The organism is Rhodospirillales bacterium, from assembly GCA_016699855.1.
Classification (GTDB): domain Bacteria; phylum Pseudomonadota; class Alphaproteobacteria; order Reyranellales; family Reyranellaceae.
Genome location: CP064988.1, coordinates 741,203 through 758,986 on the forward strand (window position 1 = coordinate 741,203; position 17,784 = coordinate 758,986).

Below are 17,784 nucleotides of genomic sequence, written 5' to 3' on the forward strand. Positions count from 1 at the left end.
ACCATGCCGCTCGATCTCACGACCGAACAACGCACGCTCCAGGCGAAGGCGCGCGAGCTTGCCAGGGGGCCGGTCGCGGCGCGCGCCGCCGAGGTCGATCGAACCGAGACCTATCCATGGGACAACGTCGCGCTGCTGAAGGAGGCAGGCCTCCTCGGCATGACGATCCCCACCGCCTATGGCGGCCAGAGCCGGTCGTGGCTCGACGCCACGATCGTGATCGAGGCGTTGTCGGCGGCGTGCTCGGTGACCGGCCGCATCGCCGTCGAGACCAACATGGGCGCGATCAGCGCCGTCATGGCCTACGGCTCGGAGGAGCAGAAGCGCATGGCCGCCGCGATGGTGCTCGACGGCGACAAGCCGGCGATCTGCATCACCGAGCCGGAGGCCGGCTCCGACGCCGGCGGCATGACGACCCGCGCCGACCGCCGCGGCAACCGCTTCGTGGTCAACGGCCGCAAGCACTGGATCACCGGCGGCGGCGTGTCGCGCCTGCATCTGATCTTCGCCAAGGTGTTCGACGCGGACGGCGTCGAGGAAGGCATCGGCGGCTTCCTCGCCATCCGCGACGAGACCGCGGGGCTGCGCATCGTCCGGCGCGAGCCGACCATGGGGCTGCGCGGCATCCCCGAGGCCGAGATCGCCTTCGAGGACATGGACCTGCCGCCCTCGGCGCTGGTGATCCCGCCGCGCGGCCTGCGCAAGGGCTTCGCCGACCTGATGAACGCCTACAACAGCCAGCGCGTCGGCGCCGCCACCGTGGCGCTGGGCATCGCGCAGGGCGCCTACGCGCTGGCGCTGGACTGGTCGGAGCGGCGCGAGCAGTTCGGCCGGCCGATCAACGAGTTCCAGGGCCTGCAATGGAAGCTGGCCGACATGTCGATCCGGCTCGCGGCCGCGCAGGCGCTCGTCTACAAGGCCGCGCGCAGCGGCGCCGACGGCTTCCCCGACATGCTGATGGCGGCGCAGGCCAAGATCTTCACGTCGGAGAACGCCATCGCCGTCGTCAACGACGCGCTGCAGTGCTTCGGCGCCCGGGGCTACTCGCGCGAGCTGCCGCTCGAGCGCATGGCGCGCGACGTGCGCATGTTCACGATCGGCGGGGGCACGGCCGAGGTGCTCCGCAACGTCGTCGCCGGATCGATCCTCGGCAAGAAATTGCCGCAGACACGCGACGGATGGCTCACGGATCGCGGATCCTGAAGCCGGGCACCGGCCGCCGCTCGACGTAGTCGGGATGGTACATGTCGAGGAACACGCGCCGCGCCATGCTGGCGCAGGTCACCGTGTACATGTCGAGCACCGTGCCGAACGGTCCCTTGCCGGCGGAGCCCGCGCGGCTGAACGCCGGCGCGCCGCCCTCGGGGCAGATCAGGCGCGACAAGTAGGCGCGTTGGCCCGGCGGCATGTAGACCCGCACGGGGTTCTCGCGCTCGCCCAGCGGCGCGGGATTGATGTAGCGCCAGTTCGGCAGGATCGTCTTGCGGCCCTCCAACGGCGTCTCGATCACGATCTCGCCGGACGGTCCCTCGATCTGCTGGGCGGACGCCGCCGCGGACGCCGCGAGAATGGCGATCGAGAGGGCTGAGGACATCGCTGCCGCGCGCATCGGCTTTCTCCGTGGTTCGCTCACGACGCCGCGGCGCCGGTACGCCGGATCTGCCGCAACAGCGTCTCCAGCGTGATCGAGCGCAGCGTCGCCTCGGCGATCTCGTCGATCTCCGTCAGAACGCCGGCGAGCGCCACGCCGATGTCCGTGTCGTCGCCGGCCTCCGGCGGCCGCCTTCCGGGCTCGACCTCGAACAGCGCGACGATGTCCATCAGCGTGACGCGCCGTGGATTGCCGGTGAAGCGGTAGCCGCCGGTGGCGCCGCGCTCGCCGGCGATCAGTCCGGCTCGCGCCAGCTCGCGCAGCACCTTGGCGAGATGGTGGGTCGACACGCCGAAGCGCGCCGCGAGATCGGTGGCCGATAGCTGGACCCCGGGATCGCGCGCCAGCTCGAGCGCCGCGTAGAGACCCAGCCGCGTCGCGGTCTGCAACCTCACGGCGCGCCCGCCCCTTGGTCGATCAGGCGTTCGAGTTCGATCGACGGGCCGGCCGTCAGCCCCTGGCTGCGGAAGAACGACAGGATCAGATGGTCCTTGCGGTCCACCATGGTGCGCACCCGGTCGACACCGGAGGTCCTGAACCGCGCGCAGATCGCGTCGAACAGCCGCGTGCCGATCCCCGCGAGACGCGCGTCGGGATCGACCTCGATCGCGAAGATCCAACCCGCGGGCGGCGCGCCGAACTCCCAGGCGCGGATTTCGCCGATCACGAAGCCCGCCAGCGCGCCATCGGGGGTCTCGGCGACGAGGAAGAACCGGTCTGGAGGCCCTCCACCGTAACGTTCGATGGTGGCGCGCCAGTAGTCCGGCTTCGCCACCGCGGTCAGGCGATGGTCGAGCGCCACGATCGACGGCAGATCGACCGCCTCGACGTCGCGTAACACCAAACCACCCGGGTCACCGGCGGCGTGCGCGTGTCCGGCTGTCGGCATCCCGCTTCCGGCCATCCGCTTCGCTTTCGATGCCACGACCATCCCCAAGGCGAACCCGCAAGGTTGACAGGATGAGGTGGTGGTGACATTCTGTAAATAGGTATTTCAGTACTGAATTACAAAATACCCTCCCGGCAGGAGCGCGACATGGCAGACGACACGGCGGAACCGGCGATCGACTTCCGCACTTCGCCCGACCGCTACCGCCACTGGAAGCTCGCGGTCGACGGCGCCGTGGCGACGCTGACCATGGATGTGGACGAGGCGGCGACGCTGCGGCCGGGCTACCGGCTGAAGCTGAACTCCTACGACCTCGGGGTCGACATCGAGCTCTACGACGCGGTCCAGCGCCTGCGCTTCGAGCATCCCGGCGTCGGCGCCGTGATCCTGACATCGGGCAAGGACCGCGTGTTCTGCTCCGGGGCCAACATCAACATGCTCGGCGTGTCGTCGCACGCGCACAAGGTCAACTTCTGCAAGTTCACCAACGAGACGCGCCTCTCGATCGAGGACGCCGCGGCGTCGTCGGGGCAGACGTGGATCTGCGCCATCAACGGCACGGCGGCCGGCGGCGGCTACGAGCTGGCGCTGGCCTGCGAGAGCATCATGCTCGCCGACGACGGCAGCTCGGCGGTGTCGCTGCCCGAGCTGCCGCTGCTCGCGGTGCTGCCGGGCACCGGCGGGCTGACGCGGCTGGTCGACAAACGCCGCGTGCGCCGCGACCGCGCCGATTTCTTCTGCACGACGTCGGAAGGCATGCGCGGCAAACGCGCGGTGGACTGGCGCCTGGTCGACGAGGTCGTGCCGCGCTCGAAGCTCGATGAGACCGCCCGCGGACGGGCGCTGGCGCTGGCCGCGACGTCGGACCGGCCGAAGGACGCCAAGGGTATCGCCCTGACGCCGCTGGAGCGCGCCATCGACGCCGACCGCGTGGACTACCGCCATCTCTCGGTCGAGATCGACCGCGCGCTACGCGCCGCGCGGTTCCGCCTGCGCGGACCGGAGACGCCGCCGCCGGCCGACGTCGCGGGCATCCACGCGCTCGGCGCCGCGTTCTGGCCGCTGGCCTTCGCGCGCGAGCTCGACGACGCCATCCTGCATCTGCGCCTCAACGAGCCGGAGATCGGCACCTGGGTGTTCCACGCGGCCGGCGACGCCGATCTCGTGGCCGCGCACGACGCGGCGCTGGCCGCCCACGCCGGCGACTGGCTGGTCCGCGAGATCACGCTGTTCCTCAAGCGCACGCTGAAGCGCGTCGACGTCAGCTCGCGCAGCGTCGTGGCGCTCGTCGAGCCCGGCAGCTGCTTCACCGGGACGTTGCTCGAGCTGGTGTTCGCGGCCGACCGCGCGTTCATGCTGTCGGGCGCGATGGAGGGCAGCAACCTGCCGCCGGCCACGATCCGCCTCGGCGCGATGAATTTCGGCCCGCTGCCGATGGGCAACGGCCTGACCCGCCTGGAGACGCGCTTCCTCGACGAGCCGGAGACGATGGCCGGCCTGAAGGCGCGCATCGGCGAGGACCTCGACGCCGAGGCGGCCGACGCGCTCGGCCTGGTGACGTTCACGCCCGACGACATCGACTGGGAGGACGAGGTGCGCCTCGCGCTGGAGGAGCGCGCCAGCTTCTCGCCCGACGGTCTCACCGGCATGGAGGCGAACCTGCGCTTCGCCGGGCCGGAGACGATGGAGACCAAAATCTTCGCGCGGCTGACGGCGTGGCAGAACTGGATCTTCCAGCGTCCCAACGCCGCCGGCGCCGACGGCGCGCTCAAGCTCTACGGCAGCGGCCGCAAGCCGCAATACGACCGCGCGCCTGTCTTTCGACGGGGGAGAAGGTGCCGGGCGGAGAGGCTTCCCGGGACGGCGGGCCAGGAGCCAGAAGCCCCTCATCCGGCGCTTCGCGCCAGCTTCTCCCCTCCCTTGAGGGGAGAAGGAAGAATTCGAAGAGGAGGCCCACGCCATGTCGATCGACTACACCCAGCGCATCCCCAACAACGTCGACCTGTCGGACGACCGGCGCCTGCAGCGCGCGCTCGAGGCTTGGCAGCCCGGCTTCCTCAACTGGTGGAAGGAGCTCGGACCCGAGGGATCGCTCGGCTACGACGTGTACTTGCGCACCGCGATCTCGACCGACGCCAACGGCTGGGCGAATTTCGGCCACGTGAGGATGCCGGACTACCGCTGGGGCATCTTCCTCGCGGACCGCGATCCGGACCGCGCCATCGAGTTCGGCGACCACAAGGGCGAGGCGGCGTGGCAGGAGGTGCCCGGCGAGCACCGCTCGACGCTGCGCCGGTTGATCGTCACGCAGGGCGACACCGAGCCGGCCTCGGTCGAGCAGCAGCGCCTGCTCGGCAAGACCGCGCCGTCGCTCTACGACCTGCGCAACCTGTTCCAGGTCAACGTCGAGGAGGGCCGCCACCTCTGGGCGATGGTCTACCTGCTGCACGCCTATTTCGGCCGCGACGGCCGCGAGGAGGCCGAGGCGATGCTGGAGCGCCACTCCGGCGACCCCGACAAGCCGCGCATCCTCGGCGCCTTCAACGAGAAGACGCCGGACTGGCTGTCGTTCTTCATGTTCACCTACTTCACCGACCGCGACGGCAAGTACCAGCTCGCCTCGCTGGCGGAGTCCGGCTTCGATCCGCTGGCGCGCTCCTGCCGCTTCATGCTGACGGAGGAGGCGCACCACATGTTCGTCGGCGAGACCGGCGTCGGGCGCATCATCCAGCGCAGCTGCGAGATGATGAAGGAGCACCGCACCGACGACCTGCGGCCGTTCGGCGGCATCGACCTCGCGACGCTGCAGAAGTACCTCAACTTCCACTTCTCCGTGTCGCTCGACCTGTTCGGCCAGGAGGCCTCGACCAACGCCGCCAACTACTACACCGCCGGGCTGAAGGGCCGCTTCCTCGAGGGCAAGATCGCCGACGACCACAAGCTGACCGACGCGACCTACGGGATCATGGGCCTCGACGGCGGCGCGATCGTCACGCGCGAGGTCCCGGCCCTGTCGGCGCTCAACGAGCGGCTGCGCCAGGACTACATCGACGACTGCGCCAAGGGCGTGCTGCGCTGGAACAAGATCCTCGAGCGGGCCGGCGTGCCGTTCGAGCTCAAGCTGCCGCACCGCGCCTTCAACCGCCGCATCGGCGCCTTCGCCGACAGCCGCGTGTCTCCGGACGGCCGCGTTCTGGGCGAGGCGGAGTGGCGCGCCAACGAAGGCAAGTGGCTGCCGACCGACACCGACCGCGCCTACGTCACCTCGCTGATGGGCCCGGCCGTGACCGCGCCCGGCAAGTTCGCCAACTGGATCGCGCCGCCGGCCCGGGGCATCAACAACCAGCCTGTCGATTTCGACTACGTGCGCTTCAACTAGGGCGGCGATCCCGGCGCGAAGGCCCCCACGTCGTCCCGAGCGGAGCGCGGGGGTCTCAGGCGGCCTCGAGATCCCTCGCTGCGCTCGGGATGACGCGGCGCGGCGCGTCGCCAACCCCACGAGACGGCCCGTCGTCGGCCGCGCCCCGCGCCATGGCGCGGCCGACGATCGCGCTTGATCCGCCGCCGCCGCGTGGGCAGCCTGCCGGCCGGGAGATGCGCCGATGTTCGGTCTGTTCAAATCGCCGCCGTTCGTCGATCCGGCGCTCGGCACCCTCGCGCGCTCCGGCGGCCTGTGGCGGTGCCGGATCCGGCTCGATGGCGCCGACGCCGCCATCCCGCTGGCCGTCGCCGGGCCGCGCGCGGCGCCCGATCCCGCCGCGCTGGCCCTCGCCCGCGCCGTCGCGGCGTCATACCCGGCGTGGCGTGGCCCGCTCGCGGCGGCGTTGTTCGACCACTACCAGCCCTACGCCGAGGCCGGCGCCGACGAGGCCGGTGGCGCGCCGGCGCCCGTGATCGCCGGCCCATCCGCCGTCTGGCCGCACGTGTCGCCGGTGTTCGTCGCCGTCGCGCCCCTCGACGGCGCGCTGGCGACGGAGATCGGGCTCAACGTCGCATGGGACGAGGAACACACGCTCGCCGCGCGCTTCCGCGACGGCCAGCTCGTAGAGCTCAACGGCAGCGTCGTCGCACCGTAAGCCCGCGCGCCCCGGTCCGCTACGATCTGCCGGCGTCGCCGTCGTCCACGTCCGCGCGCCGCGCGCGCGCGACGCGCAGCGTGTCGCCGAGCGCGCGTCGCAGGCCATGCACCTGGTCGAGCAGGTCGAGGATCACGCCGACGCCGGCGGCGTTGACGCCAAGATCGTCGGTCAGGTCGCGGATCAGCAGCGCGCGCGCCAGGTCGGCCTCGGAGAACGCCGGCTCGGGCGCCGTCCGGTCCGGCGCCAGCCACGCCTCCTCGATCCAAACCTCCAAGGTCGCGTCGTCGAGCCTCGCGCGGCGCATGAACTCCAGCTTGCCGATGATCATGGCCGCAGCTCCTTGCGCGGGTCGTAGCCGGCGACGGGCTTCCAGCCCGCGAGGAACGCCTCCAGCTCGGCGTCGGGCGCCGTCGGCAGCGCCACCTTGAGCGTCACGAACAGGTCGCCGGGCGCGCCACGGCGCGCGACCCCCTTGCCTTTCAACCGCAGCACCGCCCCGGTGTTGGAGCCCTTTGGAATCGTCATCATCACGGAACCCGTCGGCGTCGGCACCTCGACACGGCCGCCGAGCACGGCCTCGCCGAGCGTGACCGGCAGTTCCATCCGGATGTCGTCGCCGTGGCGCGTGAAGAAGCGGTGCGGCGCGACCGATATCTCGACCAGCGCGTCGCCGGGAGGTCCCTCGCCCCGCGACGGCGCGCCCTTGCCGCGCAGGCGCAGGACCTGCCCCTGCTCGATCCCGGCCGGGATCGACACATCGAGCGTGCCGCCATCCGGCAGCGTGACGCGCCGCGTCGCGCCGTTCACGGCGTCGAGGAAGTCGACCCCGAGATGGAAGCGCAGGTCCATGCCGGGCGCGCGCCGCGCCGCCTGGGCCTGGCGACGCAGCAGTTCGGCGAAGATGTCGTCGCCCTCGAAATCGGCGAAGCCGGAGCGGTTCTCGTAGGGATGGCCTTCGGCCGCCTCGGCCGCGAAATCCTTGTAGTAGCGCGGCCGCGGTCGCTCGGCCCCCGAGGCGTCGATCTCGCCGGCGTCGAAACGCCGCCGCTTGTCCGGGTCGGACAGCAGCTCGTTGGCGGCGGAGACCTCCTTGAACCGATCCTCCGCCGCCTTGTTCCCGGGGTTGAGATCGGGGTGGTGCTTCTTGGCGAGGCGGCGGTAGGCCTTCTGGATGTCGTCCGCGGAGGCGTCGCGCGCCACGCCGAGCGTCTCGTAGGGGTCTTTCACTGTGCCTCCGTCAACCGCACCGCCGCCGGTCGATGATCCGAGTGGGTTCGCATCGCCACTACATTTGATCGACCGACCAGCGGGTCAAGATCGCTCGGCGCGGCCACCAGCTCCATGCGCTCGATCAACCCCGGCGCCGCCGGCAGCGCGGCGCTTGATCTAGCCATGTATAAAGTGCACGCTCACTCTCTTTGTAAGCGGCCGTGTTTCCGTCCCCGCCTCGAGCGAAGGAGACGACGATGCCTACGACCCTCAACGCGCTGCTCGCCATCTCGCCGGCGGACGCCGAACGCCTCGCCCCCGCCGTGATCCGGCCGTTCCCCGGCTGGAAGTCCGAGGAGATCCGCCGCTACCTCGCGGCGGCGGTGCGCGCCTCGCGCCTGGTCAACACCCGCCACGCGCTGCTCGACGCAAAGGGCCGCGAGGCGGCGTGGGACGCGCCCGGTAGCATCGAGCTGAGATGGTTCGGCGTCTTCTCCCGGCATAAGGCGCGCAAGGTGCGCGCGACCTTCGAGGGGATCACGCAGCATCTGTCGAGCTGGCGCCTCGACGTCGTCGGGGATCCGCACAAGACGTCCTACGCCAGCGCCCTGCCCGTGATCCGCAAGATCACGCTGGGCCAGCGCTGGGTGACGCCGCCGGCGCACGTCGACGCCGACAGCGAGCGCGTGCAGACCTTCGTGCACGAGGCCTCGCACATCTGCGGCCGCTTCTCCGCCGACGAGGCCAATGGCTACGGCGCGGCGGACGCCCAGGCGCTGGCCGGCGACGGCATGCGCGCGACACGCAACGCCGACAACTACGGCTACTACGCGATCGACGCGATCACCGCCCCGCCCGTATCGACGATCTGAGGCGCGGCAGGGGCCGCCTAACCGGTGGCCGCGCTAAACGACCGCCACAGCATGTAGACGGCGACCGCGCCGATCGCGGCGGCGAAGACGCGCGTCAGGGCCGTTTTCGAGGTCGACAAGCGCGCGCCGGCGGCGGCGCCGAGCCACCCGCCGACGACGCCGCCGATCACGAAGAGGACGGCCGTCGGCCAGACGACCAGGCCGGCGGCCGCGTACGTGGCCGTCGTCGCCAGCCCGAACGCGCCCACCGCGAGCAGCGACGAGCCGATCGCATCGATCATCTTCAGGCGCGCAGACCACAACAGCGCCGGCACGATCAAAAAGCCACCGCCGATGCCGAAGAAGCCGGACGCGAGGCCGACCGCCAGCGCGGCGCCACCGACCCTGAGCGCCATGCCGCGGTCGAACGGCACCGCGCCGGCGGCGCCGGCCGCGCGGGGTCGCAGCATCGCGCCGGCGACGACGAGCATCACGAGCGCGAACAGGACGAGCAGCCGCTGGCCGTCGACCAGCTTGCCGAGGCTCGCGCCGCCGACCGCGGCCGCCGCGCCGACGCCCGCGAACAGGCCGGCGGGCCGCCAGCGCACGTGGCCGGCGAGCGCGTGCGGCACCAGGTTCGAGAAGGCGTTGGCGGACACCGCGAACGCGCTGGTGCCGATGGCGAGGTGCGGCGACCCGATGCCGACGACGTAGAGCAGCAAAGGCACGGCGAGGATCGAGCCACCGCCGCCGATCAAGCCGAGCGAAAATCCGACCAGCGCGCCGGACAGGATCGTGACCGGGTCCGGCACCTCACGCCGCCGACGGACGGACGGGCGGCAGGTCGATCTTGTTCCACGGCATGATCTGGAGCAGACGCGCCATGCCGCAGAATCCCGAGACGCCCGCGAACACCAACCCGGCGCCGACGAACCCGGCCAGCAGGTTGAACCATGGGGAGACCAGCGCCCCGAGGGCGACGCCGAGGAACACCAGTCCGCCGGCCGCGATCTGGACCTGCCTGAACAGGTCGATCGGCGCGTCCCGATTCCATGGGTCGGCAGGCCGGCCGCCTTCCACGCCTCGATTCCGCCCTGGAGCGCGTAAACGCGTCCGAAATCGCGGGCGAGGATCCGGGCCGCGTTGCTGGCGGTGCGGCTGCCGCTGCGGCAGTGCACCACGATGGTCTTGCCGCGGTCGCGGTCGAAATCGTGGCTGTCGAAGGCCGAGATCGGCACGAGACGGGCGCCGAGGATGTGCTCGCGCGCGTGCTCGGCCGGTTCGCGGATATCGACGAGGATCGCCGCACCGGCGTCGAGCTCGCGGCGCAACGTCGCGGCGTCCATGGTCGGCAGGGCGTTCGTGGAGCGGTCGGACATGGTCGGTCTCCCTCGCCGCGTCGCCGCGGCCGTGTGGATCGGATGAACTGAATATAAGCGCGCTTGTTATTTTAGCAATTACTAATATATAGGCGGCAGACGGAAAATGGAGACGACGATGCCAGCGCGAATCGACGCGTTCTTCGACCCTCGAACGTTCACCGTGACCTATCTGGTGGCGGACCCGGCCACCGGAGCGGCGGCCGTGGTCGATCCGGTTCTCGATTTCGATCCCAAGTCGGGGCGCACGTCGACGACGTCGATCGACCGCGTGATGTCGCGCGCGAGAGAGACCGGGGCGCGCGTGGAATGGGTGCTCGAGACCCACGCCCACGCGGACCATCTGAGCGGCGCGCAGCGCATCAAGGCGGCCACCGGCGCCCGCATCGGCATCGGCGCCGAGATCACCCGCGTCCAGGAGACGTTCAAGGCGGTGTTCAACGCCCCCGACATGGCCACCGACGGAAGCCCGTTCGACGCCTTGTTCGCGGACGGCGCGCGGATCCCGCTCGGCGGGCTGGAGATCGAGGTGATGCACACCCCCGGCCACACGCCGGCCTGCGTCAGCTACCGCGTCGGGGCGGACGTGTTCGTCGGCGACACGCTGTTCATGCCGGACTACGGCACGGCGCGCTGCGACTTTCCCGGCGGCGACGCGCGCACGCTCTACCGCTCGATCCAGCGCGTGCTCGCGCTGCCGCCGGAGACCACGCTCCACCTGTGCCACGACTACAAGGCGCCCGGCCGCGAGGCGTACGCTTGGACGACGACCGTGGCCGCGCAGCGGGCCGGCAACGTCCACGTCCGCGACGGCGTGTCCGAGGACGCGTTCGTCGCCATGCGCGCGGCGCGCGACGCGAAGCTCGACATGCCCACGCTGATCCTGCCGTCGATCCAGGTGAACGTGCGCGCCGGCAACCTCCCCCCGGCCGAGTCCAACGGCACGATCTACCTGAAGCTGCCGGTCGATCTGCTCGGATGAGGGCCGTGGCGCCGCGATGACAGCGCGCGCCCGCTCGCTATACTCGCGGCGCGACGCGCCGAAGACTTCGGAGCGGTGACGGCGGGAGAACGGCATGCGGGAAATCGGGGTGGAATTCGACCGGTCGGGCGCGACGCCGCGGGCGGTGTTCCCCGCGTCGTTCAACGCCGCCACGCCGTTCATCGACCGCCACACCGCCGCGGGCCGCGGCGCCAAGGCCGCCATCGTCACGTCGGCTGGCGAGACGGTCACCTACGCCCAGCTCGCGCAGCGCGTGGACCGCGCCGGCAACGCGCTGCTGGCGCTCGGCATCCGGCCCGGCGACCGGCTGCTGATGGTCGTCAAGGACTGCCCGGCGTTCTTCTACGCCTTCTGGGGCGCGATCAAGGCCGGCATCGTGCCGGCGCCGGTCAACACGCTGCTGCGCGCGCCCGATTACGCCTACATGGTCGACGATTCGGCCTGCGCCGCGGTGCTGTACTCGGCCGAGTTCGCGGCCGAGGTCGAACCGGCCCTGGCGCTTGCGTCGTCGAAGCCGGTCGCGCTGCGCGCCGACGCCGACGATGGCGGCCTGCTCGACCGCATGGCGCTGTCCGGCGCCACGCTGGAGGCGCGGCCGGCGACGGCAGAGGATGATTGCTTCTGGCTCTATTCCTCCGGCTCGACCGGACGGCCGAAGGGCGCCATCCACCGCCACCGCGATATGGTCGTGACCAGCCAGTTCTACGGCGTCGACACGCTGGGCGCCGGCGAGACGGACGTCTTCTACTCCGCCGCCAAGCTGTTCTTCGCGTACGGGCTGGGCAACGGCATGACGTTCCCGCTCTGGGTCGGCGGCACGGCGGTGCTCGACGACCGGCGGCCGACGCCGGACACGACGTTCGAGAACATCGCGCGCTTCCGGCCGACGTTCTTCTTCGGCGTCCCGACGCTCTACGCCGCCCAGCTCGCCGCGCTGGAGGTCCGCGACGCCGACTTCAGCGCGCTGCGCGCCTGCGTCTCGGCCGGCGAGGCGCTGCCGGCCGACATTTTCCGCCGCTGGAAGGACCGGACCGGCACGACCATCCTCGACGGCATCGGCTCGACCGAGATGCTGCACATCTTCCTGTCGAACCGGCTCGACGACGTCCGTCCCGGCACCAGCGGCAAGCCCGTGCCGGGCTACATCGCAGAGATCCGCGACGAGAACGGCGCGCCGGTGGCCGGCGACGCCAGCGGCCGGCTGTGGGTGAAGGGCGACTCGGGCGCGCGCGGCTACTGGAACAAGCCGGAGCGCACCGCCGCGACCATGGTCGACGGCTGGATCGACACCGGCGACACCTACCGGCGCGACGCCGACGGGTACCATGTCTACGAGGGCCGCAGCGACGACATGATGAAGGTCGGCGGCATCTGGTGCTCGCCGATCGAGATCGAGGGCTGCCTGATCGGCCACCCCGCCGTGCTCGAGGCCGCCGTGGTCGCCAAGGCGGATTCCGACGGGCTCCTGAAACCGCACGCGCTGGTCACGCTGAAGCCCGGCCAGAGCGGTGGCGAGGCGCTGACGGCCGAGCTGATGGCGCTCTGCCGCCGGACGCTGGCGCCGTACAAGTATCCGCGCTGGGTCGACTACGTCGACGAACTCCCGAAGACCGCCACCGGCAAGATCCAGCGCTTCAAGCTGCGCGGCTGAGCCGGACGCTCACGCCGCCAGCTCGTCGGTCCACACCTTGAACCCCGCCAGAGTGTTGGCGCCGAAGGCGTTGCTCAGCGCGACGTCGGTGGCGTCGCGGCCGCGCGCCATGAGGACGCGGCCGATCCGCGGCCGGTTGTGGCGGGCGTCGAAGGTGTACCAGCCGCCGCCCAGCCACGCCTCGAACCACGCGCTGAAATCCATCGGCGCCGGATCGGCGGGCACGCCGATGTCGCCGAGATAGCCGGTGCAATAGCGCGCGGGGATGTTCATGCAGCGGCAAAGCGCTATGGCGAGGTGCGCGAAATCACGGCACACGCCCTGGCGCTCCTGGAAAACGTCGAGCGCGCTCTTGTCGGCGCGCGCCTGGGCGTAGTCGAAGCGCACGTGGCCGTGGACGAAGTCGCAGATCGCCTGGACCTTGCCCCAGCCCATCGGGGCGGCGCCGAACATCGACCACGCCTGGTCCGCCAGCCGGTCAGTCTCGCAGTAACGGCTGCCCAGCAGGAACACGAGCGTATCGTCCGGCAGGTCCGCCACTTCGCTCTGGAAGGCGTCGCGGACAACCGGGTCGGGGGCGCCGCGATCCTCGACGACGCAGTCGCTGGTCAGCGTCAGCCGCCCCGCCGGCGCGACGACTCGGTGGCAGATGTTGCCGAAGCCGTCGACATACCGCCGGAGCGGCACCGGCGGATCGCACCGCAGGCGCTCCGGCTCGACGACGTCGCCGGCGCGCGACGGATGCACGCTGAGCGCCAGCAGCATGGGCGTCGGCTTGGGGCAGTCGTAGATCAGTTCGAATCCGGCTCGTATGCGCATCGGCTACCTCCCGGGCGGCGCGGCGGCCGGCGCCGCGGAGGGCCCGGTACGGACCATCGCACGTCCAACGCCCGGTCCCTATGCAAGTTCCTGTCCGCGGCCGGACCACCGCCGCGCCGGCCGCGGAAACCGTTTGTTGCGTCTGCGTTTTTCGGCTTTTATATCCGCCGTCGATCCGTCCCTGCCGAACGCGGCGGGACCAAGCAAATCCACCGTTCCAGGGAGCTGACACGATGAAGACCAGCCTCGTCGCCTCCGCCGCCGCGCTCGCGCTGCTGGCCGGCCCCGCCCACGCCCAGCAGCCGCCGATCAAGATCGGTTTCATCAGCACCTATTCCGGCCCGCAGGCCGCGATCGGCCAGGACATGCGCCGCTCGGTCGAGCTGGCGCTTGAGCACCTCGGCGGACGCATGGCCGGCCGCACGGTCGAGGTGGTCTACGAGGACGACCAGTTCAAGCCCGAGGTCGGCAAGCAGAAGTCCGAGAAGCTGGTGCAGCAGGACAAGGTCAACTTCGTCAGCGGCTACATCTGGTCGAACGTGCTGCTGGCCTCGCTCAAGGCCGTGACCGACGACGGCGACACCATCCTGATCAGCGCCAACGCCGGACCGTCGCAGATCGCCGGCGAGCTGTGCCACCGCAACTTCTTCTCGACCTCGTGGCAGAACGACCAGACGCCCGAGACCATGGGCGCCTACATGCAGGCCAAGGGGATCAAGAAGGTCTACCTGATGGCCGGCAACTACGCCGCCGGCAAGGACATGCTCGCCGGCTTCAAGCGCACCTTCAAGGGCGAGATCGTCGGCGAGGACCTGACGAAGTGGCCGGACCAGCTCGACTTCTCGGCCGAGATGTCGAAGATCCGCGCCACAAAGCCGGACGCCGTGTTCATCTTCTACCCCGGCGCGCACGGCGTGCAGTTCCTGTCGCAGTACACCCAGACCGGCCTGCGCGGCACCGTGCCGCTGTACCAGGCGTTCTCGATCGACGCGCTGTCGCTGCCGCAGATGAAGGAGCTGGCGCTGGGCGTGCCCGGCGCGCAGGAGTGGGTCAACGACCTGCCGAACGACGCCAACAAGCGCTTCGTCGCCGACTTCAAGAAGAAGCACGGCGTGTACCCGTCGTTCTACGGCGCGCAGTCGTACGACGCGATCATGCTGATCGCCTCGGCGGTCGACGCGCTCAAGGGCGACGTCTCCAACAAGGACAGGATCCGGGCGGAGATCAAGAAGGCGAACTTCAAGTCGGTGCGCGGGCCGTTCGCCTTCAACACCAACCAGTTCCCGATCCAGAACTTCTACATCCAGGAGACCGTGAAGGACGCCGACGGCGCCTTCACCCTCAAGACCGTGGCGACGGCGCTGACGGCGCACAAGGATTCCTACGCCGCGAAATGCCCGATGAAGTGACCGCGCGGGCGGCCGCGCCGGCTCCGGCCGGCGCGCCGCCGCGCGTCCGCCGGTCCGCCGCCGCGCGCGGGCGGAGCGCGCCATGACGCTGCTGATCGAACAGTTCCTCAACGGCGTGCAGCTCGGCCTGCTGATGTTCCTGCTGGCGGCGGGGCTGACGCTGGTGTTCGGAATCATGGACCTGGTGAACCTCGCCCACGGTTCGCTGTACATGTTCGGCGCCTATTTCTGCGCCTCGTTCGCGGGATGGACGGACTCCTTCGTGCTCGGCGCGCTGCTCGCGCTGCCGGCGGCGCTGGCGCTGGGCGTGCTGGTCGAGCTCGTCGTGGCGCGGCGGCTTTACGCCCGCGACCATCTCGACCACGTGCTGGCGACGTTCGGGCTGATCCTGATCGCCAACGACCTCGTGCGGCTGGTGTGGGGCCCCGACGGCCGGCGCATCCCGCTGCCGGCGTGGCTCGCCAGCCCGATCCACATCACGCCCGACCTGCCCTACCCGACCTACCGCTTCGCCGTGATCGTCGTCAGCGCGGCGGTCGCGCTGTTCCTCTACTGGCTGGTGACGCGCACCCGCATCGGCATGTGGATCCGCGCCGGCGCCTCGGACCGCGACATGATCGGCGCGCTCGGCGTCGACATCCGCACGCTGTTCACCCTGGTGTTCGGGCTGGGCGCCACCTTGGCGGCGCTGGCCGGCCTGATGGCGGCGCCGATCGTCACCGTGCAGATCGGCATGGGCGACAACATCCTGATCCTGGCGCTGGTTGTCATCGTCATCGGCGGCATCGGCTCGATCAAGGGCGCCTTCGCCGCCGCCATGATCGTGGGCATGATCGACACGCTGGGCCGCGCCTTCCTGCCCGGCCTGCTGAAGACGGTGCTGTCGGTCAACGCCGCCAACACGGCGGCGCCGGCCATCTCCTCGATGCTGGTGTACCTGCTGATGGCGGCCGTGCTGGTCTGGCGCCCGACCGGCCTGTTCGGCGCGCGCGGCTGAGCCATGGAACCGCTGCGCGAGCTCGGCGCGACGCTGCGCACACGACACGGCGCGGTCACCTTCGCGCTCCTGCTGGCGCTGGCGACGCTGCCGCTCTACGCCGGCCTGCTCGAGGACGCCGGGATCATCAGCCAGAAATTCGCGCTGTCGCTGATGACCCGCGTGCTGATCCTGGCGCTGGCGGCCGCCAGCCTGAACCTGATCCTCGGCTACGGCGGCATGGTGAGCTTCGGCCACGCCATGTACATCGGCGTCGGCGCCTACGCGGTCGGCATCTCGGCGCACCACGGCCTGACCAACGGCTTCCTCCAGATCCCGCTGGCGGTGGCGCTGGCCGCGCTGCTGGCGCTGCCCGTGGGCGCGCTGTCGCTGCGCACGCGCGGCGTCTACTTCATCATGATCACCCTGGCCTTCGCGCAGCTCGTCTACTATTTCGGCGTCGGCCTCGAGGCCTACGGCGGCGACGACGGCCTCACCATCCAGCGCCGCAGCGAGTTCGCCGGCCTGGTGACGACGCGCGGCCCCGGCAAGTTCGCCTCGTTCTACGCCGTCGCGTTCGTGGTCCTGATGGCGGCGCTGTGGCTGCAGCACCGCGCCACGCGGTCGCGCTTCGGCATGGCGCTGCGCGGCGTCAAGTCGAACGAGCAGCGCATGGAGGCGCTCGGCTTCCCGGCCTTCCGCTACCGGCTGGCGGCCTTCGTCATCGCCGGCGCGGTGTGCGGGCTGGCGGGCGCCCTGCTCGCCAACCACAGCGAGTTCGTGTCGCCGGCGCTGATGCACTGGACGCGCTCGGGCGACCTGATCGTCATCGTCGTGCTCGGCGGCATGGGCACGCTGTTCGGTCCGCTCTACGGCGCCATCGCCTTCCTGCTGCTGGAGGAGTTCCTGCCGTCGCTGCTCAAGATCGCGCTCGGCGGCCTGCACGCCGCCGCCACGACCGTCCTCGGACCCGACAAGGCGGGCACCGCGGCGGACTGGCTGCGGCTGGCGGAGTACTGGCAGATCGCGCTCGGCGTGATCCTGATCCTGGTCGTGCTGCACGCCCGCGGCGGCGTCGACAGCCTCGTCCGCGGCCCCTCCGGGGCGCGCGATGGCTGAGCCGCTGCTGCGCGTCGAGCGGCTGACCAAGCGCTTCGGCGGCCTGGTCGCGACCGACGACGTGTCGCTCGACGTCGCCACGGGCGAGGTGCACGCGCTGATCGGCCCCAACGGCGCGGGCAAGACCACGCTGATCGCCCAGCTCTCCGGCTTCCTGCGTCCGGATTCCGGACGGATCTCGTTCGACGGCCGCGACGTGACGCGCCAGCCCGCCTCGGCGCGCGTCGGGCTGGGCCTGGCGCGCTCGTTCCAGATCACCAGCGTGTTCCGCGAGTTCACCGCCCTCGACAACGTGGCGCTGGCGACGCAGGCGCGGCAGGGCCACTCCTTCCGCTTCTGGAAGCCGGCGCGCAGCGACGGATCGCTGCGCGCGCCGGCCGCCGCGGCGCTGGAGTCCGTCGGCCTGCGCGACCGGACCGACGCGCCCGTCGCCAGCCTGTCGCACGGCGAGCGCCGGCAACTCGAGGTGGCGATGGCGCTGGCCTGCGATCCCAAGCTGCTGCTGCTCGACGAGCCAATGGCCGGGATGGGCCCCGAGGAATCGGCGCGCATGGTCGGGCTGCTGCGCGGTCTGAAGGGCGCGCGCACGATGCTGCTGGTCGAGCACGACATGGACGTGGTCTTCGCCCTGGCGGACCGCATCACGGTGCTGGTCTACGGCCGCGTGATCGCCACCGGCGCCCCGGCCGAGATCCGCGCCAATCCCGAGGTCCGCGCCGCCTATCTCGGCGACGGCGACCATTGAGGCG

The 17,784-nt window shown here is 70.9% G+C and carries 17 protein-coding genes and 2 pseudogenes; 11 read left to right on the top strand and 8 right to left on the bottom strand.

Features of this window, described 5'->3' with window-relative positions:
- The first annotated feature begins 3 nt into the window (after positions 1-3).
- A complete protein-coding gene (locus IPK81_03550) occupies positions 4-1,203 on the top strand; it encodes an acyl-CoA dehydrogenase family protein (protein QQS13336.1) in 1,200 nt (399 codons plus the stop codon).
- On the opposite strand, the gene IPK81_03555 is transcribed toward IPK81_03550, so the two are convergent.
- Genes IPK81_03555 through IPK81_03565 form a run of 3 tightly spaced genes read right to left on the bottom strand, consistent with a single transcriptional unit; the run spans position 1,184 to position 2,540 of the window.
- Entirely contained in the window at positions 1,184-1,609 is a 426-nt protein-coding gene (locus IPK81_03555; protein ID QQS13337.1) for a hypothetical protein, read from the bottom strand. The two genes, IPK81_03550 and IPK81_03555, sit on opposite strands and share 20 nt — an antisense overlap.
- Before the next feature lie 20 nt (positions 1,610-1,629).
- A complete protein-coding gene (locus IPK81_03560; GenBank protein ID QQS13338.1) occupies positions 1,630-2,046 on the bottom strand; it encodes an Rrf2 family transcriptional regulator in 417 nt (138 codons plus the stop codon).
- Positions 2,043-2,540 carry a GNAT family N-acetyltransferase gene (locus IPK81_03565; protein ID QQS13339.1) on the bottom strand — a complete coding sequence of 166 codons (498 nt, stop codon included), beginning with the start codon at positions 2,538-2,540 and terminating at the stop codon, positions 2,043-2,045. Before IPK81_03565 ends, IPK81_03560 begins: the two co-directional genes overlap by 4 nt.
- 147 nt (positions 2,541-2,687) lie before the next feature.
- On the opposite strand from IPK81_03565, the pseudogene boxC reads away from it, so the two are divergent.
- From boxC to IPK81_03580, 3 genes and pseudogenes are all read left to right on the top strand, one after another.
- Positions 2,688-4,358 (top strand): annotated as a pseudogene (gene boxC, locus IPK81_03570) (2,3-epoxybenzoyl-CoA dihydrolase).
- 142 nt (positions 4,359-4,500) lie between these two features.
- Positions 4,501-5,919 carry a benzoyl-CoA 2,3-epoxidase subunit BoxB gene (boxB, locus tag IPK81_03575; protein QQS13340.1) on the top strand — a complete coding sequence of 473 codons (1,419 nt, stop codon included), beginning with the start codon at positions 4,501-4,503 and terminating at the stop codon, positions 5,917-5,919.
- A 223-nt stretch (positions 5,920-6,142) separates the two neighbouring features.
- The gene (locus tag IPK81_03580; protein ID QQS13341.1) at positions 6,143-6,616 is read left to right on the top strand and encodes a hypothetical protein; all 474 of its coding nucleotides are present in this window, start codon (positions 6,143-6,145) and stop codon (positions 6,614-6,616) included.
- A 19-nt stretch (positions 6,617-6,635) separates the two neighbouring features.
- Here IPK81_03580 and IPK81_03585 read toward each other — a convergent pair whose 3' ends face one another.
- On the bottom strand, positions 6,636-6,947 hold the full coding sequence (locus IPK81_03585) for a hypothetical protein (protein ID QQS13342.1): 312 nt from the start codon (positions 6,945-6,947) through the stop codon (positions 6,636-6,638).
- A complete protein-coding gene (locus IPK81_03590; protein QQS13343.1) occupies positions 6,944-7,846 on the bottom strand; it encodes a J domain-containing protein in 903 nt (300 codons plus the stop codon). Before IPK81_03590 ends, IPK81_03585 begins: the two co-directional genes overlap by 4 nt.
- A 239-nt stretch (positions 7,847-8,085) precedes the next feature.
- On the opposite strand from IPK81_03590, the gene IPK81_03595 reads away from it, so the two are divergent.
- Positions 8,086-8,700, top strand: a complete 615-nt coding sequence (locus tag IPK81_03595; GenBank protein QQS13344.1) for a hypothetical protein — start codon at positions 8,086-8,088, stop codon at positions 8,698-8,700.
- Between the two features lie 17 nt (positions 8,701-8,717).
- Here the strand turns inward: IPK81_03595 and IPK81_03600 are convergent, their stop codons facing one another.
- Both IPK81_03600 and IPK81_03605 read right to left on the bottom strand, forming a co-directional pair.
- Positions 8,718-9,491: a sulfite exporter TauE/SafE family protein gene (locus tag IPK81_03600; protein ID QQS13345.1), complete on the bottom strand. Its 774-nt coding sequence runs from the start codon at positions 9,489-9,491 to the stop codon at positions 8,718-8,720.
- A 1-nt stretch (position 9,492) separates the two neighbouring features.
- Positions 9,493-10,058 (bottom strand): annotated as a pseudogene (locus IPK81_03605) (rhodanese family protein).
- A 118-nt stretch (positions 10,059-10,176) separates the two neighbouring features.
- Here IPK81_03605 and IPK81_03610 point away from each other — a divergent pair.
- Together IPK81_03610 and IPK81_03615 are read left to right on the top strand one after the other, a co-directional pair.
- The gene (locus tag IPK81_03610; protein QQS13346.1) at positions 10,177-11,040 is read left to right on the top strand and encodes an MBL fold metallo-hydrolase; all 864 of its coding nucleotides are present in this window, start codon (positions 10,177-10,179) and stop codon (positions 11,038-11,040) included.
- A gap of 94 nt (positions 11,041-11,134) precedes the next feature.
- The gene (locus tag IPK81_03615) at positions 11,135-12,712 is read left to right on the top strand and encodes a benzoate-CoA ligase family protein (protein QQS13347.1); all 1,578 of its coding nucleotides are present in this window, start codon (positions 11,135-11,137) and stop codon (positions 12,710-12,712) included.
- A gap of 9 nt (positions 12,713-12,721) precedes the next feature.
- Here the strand turns inward: IPK81_03615 and IPK81_03620 are convergent, their stop codons facing one another.
- Positions 12,722-13,531 carry a transglutaminase family protein gene (locus IPK81_03620; GenBank protein QQS13348.1) on the bottom strand — a complete coding sequence of 270 codons (810 nt, stop codon included), beginning with the start codon at positions 13,529-13,531 and terminating at the stop codon, positions 12,722-12,724.
- Between the two features lie 233 nt (positions 13,532-13,764).
- Here IPK81_03620 and IPK81_03625 point away from each other — a divergent pair, with 233 nt between their 5' ends.
- From IPK81_03625 to IPK81_03640, 4 genes are all read left to right on the top strand, one after another.
- Positions 13,765-14,940, top strand: coding sequence for an ABC transporter substrate-binding protein (locus IPK81_03625; protein QQS13349.1), 1,176 nt, complete (start codon positions 13,765-13,767; stop codon positions 14,938-14,940).
- Between the two features lie 82 nt (positions 14,941-15,022).
- Complete coding sequence (locus tag IPK81_03630; protein ID QQS13350.1) at positions 15,023-15,937, top strand: branched-chain amino acid ABC transporter permease; 915 nt, start codon at positions 15,023-15,025, stop codon at positions 15,935-15,937.
- 3 nt (positions 15,938-15,940) lie between these two features.
- Positions 15,941-17,035: a branched-chain amino acid ABC transporter permease gene (locus tag IPK81_03635; GenBank protein QQS13351.1), complete on the top strand. Its 1,095-nt coding sequence runs from the start codon at positions 15,941-15,943 to the stop codon at positions 17,033-17,035.
- Positions 17,028-17,780: an ABC transporter ATP-binding protein gene (locus tag IPK81_03640; GenBank protein QQS13352.1), complete on the top strand. Its 753-nt coding sequence runs from the start codon at positions 17,028-17,030 to the stop codon at positions 17,778-17,780. Before IPK81_03635 ends, IPK81_03640 begins: the two co-directional genes overlap by 8 nt.
- Positions 17,781-17,784 lie beyond the last annotated feature (4 nt).

Bases quoted from the DNA above. Each gene is read 5' to 3' on its own strand.
- IPK81_03550 (QQS13336.1), top strand. From the start codon at position 4: ATGCCGCTCGATCTCACGACCGAACAACGCACGCTCCAGGCGAAGGCG.
- IPK81_03555 (QQS13337.1), bottom strand. From the start codon at position 1,609: ATGCGCGCGGCAGCGATGTCCTCAGCCCTCTCGATCGCCATTCTCGCG.
- IPK81_03580 (QQS13341.1), top strand. From the start codon at position 6,143: ATGTTCGGTCTGTTCAAATCGCCGCCGTTCGTCGATCCGGCGCTCGGC.
- IPK81_03615 (QQS13347.1), top strand. From the start codon at position 11,135: ATGCGGGAAATCGGGGTGGAATTCGACCGGTCGGGCGCGACGCCGCGG.
- IPK81_03610 (QQS13346.1), top strand. From the start codon at position 10,177: ATGCCAGCGCGAATCGACGCGTTCTTCGACCCTCGAACGTTCACCGTG.
- IPK81_03595 (QQS13344.1), top strand. From the start codon at position 8,086: ATGCCTACGACCCTCAACGCGCTGCTCGCCATCTCGCCGGCGGACGCC.
- IPK81_03585 (QQS13342.1), bottom strand. From the start codon at position 6,947: ATGATCATCGGCAAGCTGGAGTTCATGCGCCGCGCGAGGCTCGACGAC.
- IPK81_03620 (QQS13348.1), bottom strand. From the start codon at position 13,531: ATGCGCATACGAGCCGGATTCGAACTGATCTACGACTGCCCCAAGCCG.
- IPK81_03565 (QQS13339.1), bottom strand. From the start codon at position 2,540: ATGCCGACAGCCGGACACGCGCACGCCGCCGGTGACCCGGGTGGTTTG.
- IPK81_03640 (QQS13352.1), top strand. From the start codon at position 17,028: ATGGCTGAGCCGCTGCTGCGCGTCGAGCGGCTGACCAAGCGCTTCGGC.
- IPK81_03630 (QQS13350.1), top strand. From the start codon at position 15,023: ATGACGCTGCTGATCGAACAGTTCCTCAACGGCGTGCAGCTCGGCCTG.
- IPK81_03625 (QQS13349.1), top strand. From the start codon at position 13,765: ATGAAGACCAGCCTCGTCGCCTCCGCCGCCGCGCTCGCGCTGCTGGCC.
- boxB (QQS13340.1), top strand. From the start codon at position 4,501: ATGTCGATCGACTACACCCAGCGCATCCCCAACAACGTCGACCTGTCG.
- IPK81_03635 (QQS13351.1), top strand. From the start codon at position 15,941: ATGGAACCGCTGCGCGAGCTCGGCGCGACGCTGCGCACACGACACGGC.